General features: G+C 73.7%; 1 protein-coding gene. It reads left to right on the top strand.

Translation table 11 applies throughout. From position 1 onward, the window contains the following. The first annotated feature begins 138 nt into the window (after nucleotides 1–138). The gene (folE2, locus tag H0E84_RS01880) at nucleotides 139–1050 is read left to right on the top strand and encodes a GTP cyclohydrolase FolE2 (protein WP_219339547.1); all 912 of its coding nucleotides are present in this window, start codon (nucleotides 139–141) and stop codon (nucleotides 1048–1050) included. The last annotated feature ends 439 nt before the right edge of the window (nucleotides 1051–1489 follow it).

Raw genomic sequence — 1489 nt, forward strand, 5'->3', positions numbered from 1 at the left:
GGCCTGGCGCGCCGCGCGCGGCGGCGCCTGAGCGCGGGCGCGGATCCGCGACGCAGCGTTCCGCGGGCGCCGGCGCCGCTCTCGTTACACTATGCGGGCCCGGAACGGGCCGTGCCTTCCCCAACGAGCCGCCATCCCTTGAGCATCCGCCCCACGCCATCGCTGCCCGATGTCGCCGACGACGCCGCGTTCGCCGCCCGCCCGCTGGACTGGGTGGGCATGCAGGGCATCTCGCTGCCGCTGCGCCTGCCCGGCGAGAGCGGGGCGGCGGTGCAGGTCCCGGCCTCGGTCGACGTCGCCGTCGACCTGCGCGCCGCGCAGGCCCGCGGCATCCACATGTCGCGCCTGTACCTGCGCCTGCAGGACGCCTTCGCGGGCGAGGCGCTCACCCCTGCGGGCCTGCGCCGCGTGCTGCAGGATCTGGTGGAGTCGCAGCGGGGGCTGTCGGGCGCGGCGCGCCTGGCCATCCGCTATGAGCATCTGCTGGCCCGGCCGGCGCTGGCCAGCGGCCACGTCGGCTGGAAGACCTATCCGGTCGAAATCGAGGCGACTCTGGCGGACGGACACTTCCGGCTGGAATTTGGCTTCTCGGTCGACTATTCCAGCACCTGCCCGGCCTCGGCGGCACTGTCGCGCCAGCTCAACGCCGAGCGTTTCGTCGCCGATTTCGCCAACGCCCGTCCGCTGTCGGCTGCGGTGGTCGGGGAGTGGCTGGCCTCGGAGCGCGGCCTGGCCGGCACCCCGCACGCGCAGCGCAGCCGCGCCAGCATCCGGGTGGAGTTGCGGCCGGCCTTCGACGAGTTCCCGCTGGCCGGGCTGGTCGATGCGATCGAGGCAGCGCTCGGCACCCCGGTGCAGACCGCGGTCAAGCGCGAGGACGAGCAGGCCTTCGCCCGGCTCAATGCCGAGAACCTGATGTTCTGCGAGGACGCGGCGCGCCGCATCGCCGCGGTACTCTCCGCCGACGAGCGCATCGCCCGCTTCGACGCCCGCGTGGCGCATTTCGAAAGCCTGCACGCCCACGACGCGGTGGCCCGGGTCACGGGCTGATTGCGGGCATCCGCCGGCTGGATGCGCGCGCGCTGCCCCTTTGCCGCCGCTCCGCCGCCGACCACCGGATCGCGATGCCGATGCAGGGCGCCAGTAGGAGCGGGCCACGCCCGCGAAAGCCCGCGTCGCGACAGGCGGCCCATCCGTCGAACTGATCCATCACCGTCGCCACGGGGCTGCGCCAGTGAATAGCCGCGTCTGGCAGTTGGTTCCTAAGAGCGCCTTCGGTCGACCGCGCGGGGCGTGAGCCGCGCCGGGGGGCGCCAGGCAGTGCCATCCGTCGTGGTGATCCATCACCGTCGCCACGGGGCGGCGACAATCAATCGCCGTGTGTGGCAGATGGCTCCTTGCAAGGGCGCCTTCGGTCGACCGCGCGGGGCGTGAGCCGCGCCGGGGGTGTTGCTCCGCCCTTCGGTCCGGCCGCGCCAGGCAGTCCCAT

This window comes from Luteimonas salinisoli, from assembly GCF_013425525.1.
GTDB classification, from domain to species: Bacteria; Pseudomonadota; Gammaproteobacteria; order Xanthomonadales; family Xanthomonadaceae; genus Luteimonas; species Luteimonas salinisoli.